Below are 3,614 nucleotides of genomic sequence, written 5' to 3' on the forward strand. Positions count from 1 at the left end.
GCAAAGATCAAGGAATTCAGAGCCATAGCGACCCGCTACGAAAAGACAACGTCCAGCTACGCCGCCAATTGGCATCTCGCGGCTGCCATCATCGCCTCACGATGAATGTCCACAGACCCTAACATGAGTAGAGTCATCATACTCGTAAATCACATCTGCCACTAATCAACCTGATGCATCGAATGGGCTTTGTTGATGGCATGGATGCCCCCTCCCGACGGCATCACAATGTGCCAAGGTGATGTTTGTTGAAGACATCACAGAAGGAGAGAGCATCCATGTCCGAAGTTACCATCATCGGGATCGATCTTGCAAAGCGCGTTTTTCATCTGCACGGCGCGCGCGTTGATGGATCCGTCGCCTTCCGCAAAAAGCTTTCACGGCTTCAGTTGCTTGCATTCTTTGCCCAACACCCGAGATGCATAGTTGCCATGGAAGCCTGCGCCACGGCGCACGGCTGGGGCCGTGAATTTGAAAAGCTTGGGCATGACGTGCGTAAGCGGTGTCTGGAAGGCACTGGGGTTTCAGCTTGACGGCTGGAAGTTCCAGGGAAGGAGGTGGTCGATCCGGCTGGCTGGATGACCGGTCGCGATGGCTTCGAGGGTGGCCTTGAGGTAGGCGAAGGGCTCAACCCCGTTAATTTTCGCCGTGGCGATGAGCGAAGCAATGCGCCCCCAGGCGCGTCCGCCTTCGTCGTGGCCTGCAAAAAGTGCGTTCTTTCTCGTCAGGGCAATTGGGCGGATCAGGTTTTCGACAGCATTGGAATCGATCTCGACCCGGCCGTCGTGGAGGAAGGTCCGCAGCCCGTCCCATTGACGATGAATGTAGGTCAGCTTCTCTCCGAGGCGCGACTTTGAGGAGATCCGGCAGCGCTGGCTTTGCAGCCATTCTCCGAACTCGGCCACGAGGGGTGCGGTGCGGGCCTGCCGGGCTGACAGCCGCTGGCCGGGCCCCATGCCGCGGATCTCGGCCTCGATGTGATAGAACTCGGCGATGCGGCGCAGGCCCTCGGCGGCGATTTCCGAACCGTCGCGGTCGAAGACCTCCTTCAGTTTGCGACGCGCATGGGCCCAACAATGTGCGACCGTGATCGGCGCGCCACCTTTCCGCGAGGGGCGCGTCAGCCGGTTGTAGCCGGTATAGCCATCCAGTTGCAGGGTGCCGTCGAAGCCGTGCAGGATCTGTTCCGCGTTCTGTCCGGCACGGCCCGGGGCATAGGTAAAGACCACGCCTGGCGGGTCATCGCCGCCCCATCCCCGGTCGTCCCGGGCCAGCGCCCAGAGATACCCGGTCTTTGTCCGGCCGCGCCCCGGGTCCAGAACCGGCGCCGTGGTTTCATCCATGAACAGTTTGGACGATCCCTTCAGGTGCTCGGCCAGCCGGTCCACCACGGGACCGAGGTGGAAGGCGGCCGTCCCCACCCAGTCCGCCAGCGTGCTGCGGTGAATGTCGATCCCGGAGCGGGCCAGGATCTGGCTCTGGCGGTATAACGGCAGGTGATCCGAGAACTTGGCCACGAGGACATGCGCGATGGCGCCCTCGGTCGGCAGCCCGCCCTCGATCAGATGGGCAGGGGCCGGTGCCTGGGTGACACCTTCGGCGCAGGCGCGGCAGGCATACCTGGGCCGGATCGTCACGATGACACGCAGCTGTGCCGGGATAATATCCAGCCGCTCGGTGCGGTCCTCGCCGATCCGGTGCATTGCCCCGCACCCGCATGGGCAGTCCAGGCTGGCCGGCTCGATCACCTCCTCGATCCGCGGCAGATCCTTGGGCAGATTGCCTCTGTTACGGCGGGCTGCCCTGCGCGGCGTTGGGCCGGTGGCCGTCTGCGCGTCCTGATGCGTCTCCATCTCGGCCACTGCGGTCTCGAGATCCTCGAAGGCCAGCTGCCGTTCGTCTTCGCTCAGCTTTTCCGACCGCTTGCCATGCACGGCCTGGTTCAGCTCGGCGACGAGGTGCTCCAGGCGTTTGTTGGCCTCCCTGAGCGCATCTCGCTCGCGCAGCACCGCAAGAACAGCATCACGCTGGTCTTCGGGGATGGCGGAGAGATCTATAGGCGGCGCGCGGAACATGGCCGGAACATACCCTGATCTGTTCCTCTGGGCCCAGGCTTTCTATAGTCCGAGTCACTCTGCCGCAGCAGGGCGGCGCGCCTCCAGAGACCGCACCCGCCGCCAATCCAGCCCGGCGAACAGCGCCTCGAATTGCGCGCGGTTCAGCATCATCGCGCCATCCCGGATGGCGGGCCAGGTGAACGTGCTCTCCTCGAGGCGCTTGTAAGCCATGACCAGACCACTACCGTCCCAGAACAGGATCTTCATCCGGTCGGCCCGCTTTGCCCGGAAGATGAAGACCGTCCCGGTGAACGGGTCCTCGGCCAGCGCTGACTGCACGAGCGCCGCCAGACCGTCATGGCCTTTGCGGAAGTCCACCGGCTTCGTCGCCACCAGGATCCGCACACCCTGCGAGGGCATCAGCATGGCAAGGCCCCGAGCGCCTGGACGATCTCGGCGATACGGCCTGCGGGCGTGCCGGATGCCAGCTCGATCCTGACTGCGCCCGAAACGATCCGGATCACCTCTTCCGATGCCGCAAGGCCCAGTCCCGGCGGCGCCTCGGGCACATCGCAGACCACCAGTGGGGCGAAGACTGGCTCATCAACCTCTGCCGCAGGCAATACCAGCCTCCCCTGTTTCGCTAACCGGCGCCAGGCCGACAGCTGGTTCGGCAAGACGCCATACCGTGCCGCCACGCCATTTACCGTCGCGCCCGGCTCGAGCGTATCCGCCACCGCCTGAGCCTTGGCTTCATCCGGCCACCGCCGGTGACCCGACGCGTAAATCTCGACGCCTAACGATTTGAGAAACGAATTTGTAGCGCACATTGCGAAACGCACTCCCAATCATGTGATGGGCAAAATCTCGCAGCACCGAATGGGCACTACAACGTGACGCCGGGACACCGCTTACCGACAACACAGGGCTGCAACTCACTGAAGAAGGCCAGCACCTGATCCCTCCGCAGCTTCTTGCGCAGAACAGGCTGCCCCGCTGCATCTGCCCCGTGGACCTGAAACACATTCTTCGCCAGGTCGAGCCCGACCGTGATAATCTCCGACATGACCGTCCTCCTTTGTGGATCATCGCAGACCCACCTTGGCACACTGATGCCGTCGGGGGGGCGGTCACATCATCAGAGCCAGGCCACATGACGAACGAAAATAAATCCAACAAACAAAGCTCGGAAAAAGAAATCGCGGCAATGAGAGAAGTCGCTGAAACAGCCAGTTCATATAGTGATATGATGCGTTTCAAACGGCTCGTCATGAAAAAAGATTCTGCAAACAAAAATCTGGGCGAAAATGAGAAACCGTCACCTTCGACTCCGCTAGAAATATTCGAACACAAAATTAAGGCTTGCAACCTGGAAGTTCGTGTTGGTGAAGACTTTGACCTTCCTGGCAAAGGATGGTGTGAAAAGAATCTGAGGAACGTCTGAACAACGTCTTCGGCTGCGCCGATGTTGCCGCTTGAGGGCAGTTTGGGGCGGTTGAGGCGTCATTTCCAGCGATTTTCGCCCCGTCTTGGCCGCCTGAGCGGCGGTTTGGCCGA

4 protein-coding genes and 3 pseudogenes are annotated in these 3,614 nt (G+C 61.5%); 3 read left to right on the forward strand and 4 right to left on the reverse strand.

The annotated features are described in order from the left end of the window. Positions 1-105 (forward strand): annotated as a pseudogene (locus tag AAFO90_RS24275) (IS5/IS1182 family transposase); the annotation flags it as partial. Between the two features lie 173 nt (positions 106-278). Beyond that, positions 279-497, forward strand: a pseudogene (locus AAFO90_RS24280) (IS110 family transposase); the annotation flags it as partial. Positions 498-524: 27 nt separating this feature from the next. Here AAFO90_RS24280 and AAFO90_RS24285 read toward each other — a convergent pair. The 4 genes and pseudogenes from AAFO90_RS24285 to AAFO90_RS24300 form a co-directional block, all read right to left on the reverse strand. Then, complete coding sequence (locus AAFO90_RS24285) at positions 525-2,075, reverse strand: IS66 family transposase (protein ID WP_347511112.1); 1,551 nt, start codon at positions 2,073-2,075, stop codon at positions 525-527. Positions 2,076-2,129: 54 nt separating this feature from the next. Then, positions 2,130-2,483, reverse strand: a complete 354-nt coding sequence (gene tnpB / locus AAFO90_RS24290) for an IS66 family insertion sequence element accessory protein TnpB (RefSeq protein WP_347511113.1) — start codon at positions 2,481-2,483, stop codon at positions 2,130-2,132. Further along, positions 2,477-2,887, reverse strand: coding sequence for a transposase (locus AAFO90_RS24295; protein WP_347511114.1), 411 nt, complete (start codon positions 2,885-2,887; stop codon positions 2,477-2,479). The genes tnpB and AAFO90_RS24295 overlap by 7 nt, the downstream gene beginning before the upstream one ends. Before the next feature lie 86 nt (positions 2,888-2,973). After that, positions 2,974-3,123, reverse strand: a pseudogene (locus tag AAFO90_RS24300) (IS110 family transposase); the annotation flags it as partial. An 87-nt stretch (positions 3,124-3,210) separates the two neighbouring features. On the opposite strand from AAFO90_RS24300, the gene AAFO90_RS24305 reads away from it, so the two are divergent. Then, entirely contained in the window at positions 3,211-3,501 is a 291-nt protein-coding gene (locus AAFO90_RS24305; protein ID WP_347511115.1) for a hypothetical protein, read from the forward strand. Positions 3,502-3,614 lie beyond the last annotated feature (113 nt).

It is taken from the genome of Phaeobacter sp. CAU 1743, assembly GCF_039839315.1.
GTDB lineage: Bacteria > Pseudomonadota > Alphaproteobacteria > Rhodobacterales > Rhodobacteraceae > Phycobacter > Phycobacter gallaeciensis_A.